Source organism: Bradyrhizobium sp. (genome assembly GCF_049691595.1).
Lineage (GTDB): Bacteria > Pseudomonadota > Alphaproteobacteria > Rhizobiales > Xanthobacteraceae > Bradyrhizobium.
Window position 1 is genome coordinate 1 of sequence record NZ_JBAVNZ010000250.1, and the last position, 4,160, is coordinate 4,160.

Sequence of the window (4,160 nt, forward strand, 5' to 3'; positions counted from 1 at the left end):
CTGTCATGGCGAATGTCAAATCCAAAAAGCCGCACTGGAATCATGTTTTCTTCCAGCGTCCCGGCTCTCACATTCGCATGCGAACGCGCTGCAGCGAGGTGCGAATGTGAGAGCCGAAACGCTGGCCACTTGCGGCGAGTCCTGCTCAAGCCGTTCGATCAGCCGCCCCTGCCGTCTTCTTTTTTCTTGTCGGCGGAAGCCGCCGACGAGGTGTCATCGGGCAAGCCGTTGTCGATCTTGGTCTGGATCTTCGGCAGCTCTTCCGGCTCGGGCTTGAGATCGCGGGCATGGGACCACTGGAATTTCGCTTCCAGCGTCCGGCCGACCCGCCAATAGGCATCGCCGAGATGGTCGTTGATGGTGGGATCCTCGGGCTTCAGATCGATCGCGCGCTCGAGATGCTTCACCGCGTCCTCGAAATTGCCGATGCGGTAGTAGGCCCAGCCGAGCGAGTCGACGATATAGCCGTCGTCAGGACGCTGATCGACGGCGCGCTTGATCATCTTCATGCCTTCGTCGAGGTTGATGCCCTGATCGATCCAGGAATAGCCGAGATAGTTCAGCACGTGCGGCTGCTCGGGCTGCATTTCGAGCGCCTTGCGCATGTCCGCCTCGGCCTTGCTCCACTGCTTGGAGCGCTCCTGGCAGATGCCGCGATAATAATAGGTGACCCAGCTGTTCTTGTCGCCTGCGGCCGGCAGCGCCTCGATCGCCTGCGAATAGGTCGTGGCGCAGTCGGAAAACTTCTTGCGGCCCCGCTCGATATTGCCGAGCGCCATGATGGCTTCGATATCCTTCGGCGCCTCGGCCGTGACGTCCTTCAGGATCTTGATCGCCTCCTCGCTGCGATCGGCGGCGTCGAGATTGGTCGCCAGCTGAATCTGGGCATTGCGCTTCAGCGGCGAGCTGGCCGGCATCCGCTCGTAGACCTTGATCGCCATCGCCGGCTTCTTCACCGATTCGTAGAGATCGGCGAGCGAGAGCAGCGCCAGCGGGTGATTGGGCTGCAGATACAGCGCGAGCTGCAGATAGACCAGCGCCAGATCCTCGCCGCCGCGCCGCGTCAGCGTCGCGCCGATGCCATACAGCGCCTCGGCGGCGCCGGCCTGCGCCGAATCGACCAGCGGCGGCAGTTTCCTGCCGGCCCTGGCTTCGCGAATGCCTTCCCGCACCAGCGGATGCCGCGGCAGCTTCTTCTCGAAAGCCTCGTAGATGCCGGTCGCCGCCGCCACATCCTTGTTGCGCGACAGCCAGCGCGCGTATTCGTCGGACACGCGCAGCATGGAATCATCGAGCTTGTAGGCGCGCTCGAGCCGCCCTCCGGCGTCTTTGTCCTTGCCGGCGAGTTCGAGGATCATGCCGGAATGCAGGTCCTTGAAGATCGGGTACCATTCAGGACCCGTCAGCTTGTCGATATTGGCGACCGCCACCTTGGCGTCACCGGCGCCGTAACTGGCCCAGCCCGACAGCAGCGTCGCGACGAGGTCGGTGATCGGGCCGCGGATCGACTGATTGAGGTTGATCTGCGCGGAGGCATATTTCTTCAGCTTCAGATCGCGCACGCCGACCACCAGCCGCGCCACGCGGTTGGCCTTGTCGAGCGTCAGGATCCGATCGGCGAGCTTGACCGCCTCGTCGATGTCGCCATCCGCCAGCGACGAAATGAAGGCGCGGTCGAGCAGCTCGTTGTTCTTCGGATCGCTGCGCAGCGCCGAGCGATAGAAGGCCGCCGCCGACGTGGCATCGCGCTCCACGCTGGCGTGACGCGCGGCGAGATAGCTGCCGGACGTGGTCAGCGATTTCAGATCGGTCTTGCTCGGAAATTGCGCCGCGTTGTCGGCGGTGTGTTCGGGCGTCTGCGCCGAAAGCGTGCCGGGGACGGTCAGCGCGGCGGCAGCGAGAGCGGCAATCGTCCAGCGATTGAAGGTGGAAAGCATCACGGTTCGCCTAGCTCCAGGAGTTTGAGGCAGGATCTTTACGATCAATCTCGAATGCGAACCCAAGCGGCGGCATCAAGGCCTGCGACAATGCCGCTTTTGGCGTTCAACCGCAAGGATACGGGTGGCGAATCGATCGGCGGAGAAGCCTGCCAGGCCGCCGATTTACCCGGTACACCCGAGAACGCTTTCACTGTGGCGGTATCGTGGCCGAGATGGATGTTGTCAGCCGCCTGCTCACGCAATCGTGGTCAAATGGCCCGTTTCACATCGCCTCGTAATTGGGGCCGCCGCCGCCCTCGGGCGGAACCCAGGTGATGTTGCCGTTCGGGTCCTTCACGTCGCAGGTTTTGCAGTGGACGCAATTCTGGGCGTTGATCTGGAAGCGCGGGCCCGACGCCTCCTCGACCCATTCGTAGACGCCGGCCGGGCAATAACGGTTGGACGGGCCGGCATAGACGTCGTGCTCGGACGTCTTCTGCAGGTTGAGGTCGGCGACCCTGAGATGAACCGGCTGGTCCTCCTCGTGATTGGTGTTGGACAAGAATACCGACGACAGCCTGTCGAAGGTCAGCTTGCCGTCCGGCTTCGGCGGCGCGATCGGGCTATGCGCTTTCGCAGGGCCAAGCGTCTTGCGGTCGGGTTTTGAATGCGACAGGGTTCCGAACAGCGAGAAGCCCAGCGTGTTGCACCACATGTCGAGGCCGCCGAGCGCCACGCCGATGATGGTGCCGAACTTCGACCACAGCGGCTTGACGTTGCGGACCCGATACAAGTCCTTGCCGACCGCGGAATCGCGCCAGGCATTTTCGTACGCGACGAGTTCATCATTGGCGCGGCCGGCGCCAAGCGCATCGGCGACATGTTCGGCGGCGAGCATGCCGCTGCCGATCGCATTATGCACGCCCTTGATGCGCGGCACGTTGACGAAGCCGGCCGCGCAGCCGATCAGCGCGCCGCCCGGAAAACTCAACCGCGGCACCGACTGAAAGCCGCCCTCGGTGATGGCGCGCGCGCCATAGGCCAGCCGCTTGCCGCCGTCGAACAGGGTACGGACCGCGGGATGGGTCTTGAAGCGCTGGAATTCGTCGAACGGCGACAAATACGGGTCGTCGTAATTGAGATGCACCACGAAGCCGACCGCCACCTTGTTATCGTCGTAATGATAGAGGAACGAGCCGCCGCCGGTGGAATTGTTGAGCGGCCAGCCGAACGAGTGCTGGATCAACCCCTTCTGGTGCCTGGCGGGATCGATCTGCCAGACCTCCTTCAGCCCGATGCCGAATTTCGGCGGCTCGCTGTTGGCATCGAGCGCGAATTTCGCGATCAACTGCTTGGTCAGGCTGCCGCGCGCGCCTTCGGCGAACAGCGTGTATTTGCCGAGCAGTTCCATGCCGCGGGTATAGGAATCCTTGTGCGAACCGTCTTTGGCGATCCCCATGTCGCCGGTCGCGATCCCGCGCACCGCGCCCTTGTCGTCGTACAGCACTTCGGCGGCGGCAAAACCCGGATAGATTTCGACGCCGAGCGCCTCCGCCTTCGGCGCCAGCCAGCGGCAGACATTGCCGAGCGAGCCGATATAGCAGTGGTGGTTGTTCATCAGCGGCGGCATCGCGAAATTCGGCAGCCGGATCGCGCTGCCCGCGGTCATCCAGTAGAAGCGGTCGTCCTTGGCCTCGGTTTTCAGCGGACAGTCGGCGTCCTCGCGCCAGTCCGGAACCAGTCGGTCGAGCGAGACCGGATCGATCACCGCGCCGGACAGGATATGTGCGCCGACCTCGGAGCCCTTTTCCACCACGACGATACTGAGATCGGCATTGAGCTGCTTCAGCCGGATCGCGGCCGACAGGCCTGAGGGCCCGGCGCCGACGATCACGACGTCGAATTCCATGGATTCGCGAGGCGGTAGTTGTTCGGTGCTCATGATCTGGTCTCCGCCCGGTTGAGAACGGCTCTAAGCGCTCGTTGTTTCCGATTTTTGCGGGGAGGACAACCATGGAAATGAAATGTGAGGCGTTTCGCAAGCCGTCGATCTATCCTAGATTGGCGTGATGGCCCCCGCACCCGAGCCCGCCCCTACCGTCCAGCAATTGCTGGCCTTTTATCTCGAGGCCGGGGTCGATTGCGCGTTGACGGACGAGCCGGCCAACCGGCTGTCCGATCCCGACATTGCTCCGTCCGCCGCCGACGCGCCGCCGTCGCCCCGAGCGGTCAGGGAATCGC

At 63.4% G+C, this 4,160-nt stretch carries 2 protein-coding genes; both read right to left on the reverse strand.

Features of this window, described 5'->3' with window-relative positions:
• Window positions 1-158 precede the first annotated feature (158 nt).
• Entirely contained in the window at window positions 159-1,937 is a 1,779-nt protein-coding gene (locus WCE35_RS11150) for a tetratricopeptide repeat protein (RefSeq protein WP_424593393.1), read from the reverse strand.
• 265 nt (window positions 1,938-2,202) lie between these two features.
• Window positions 2,203-3,861, reverse strand: coding sequence for an electron transfer flavoprotein-ubiquinone oxidoreductase (locus WCE35_RS11155; protein ID WP_424593394.1), 1,659 nt, complete (start codon window positions 3,859-3,861; stop codon window positions 2,203-2,205).
• Between the last annotated feature and the right edge of the window lie 299 nt (window positions 3,862-4,160).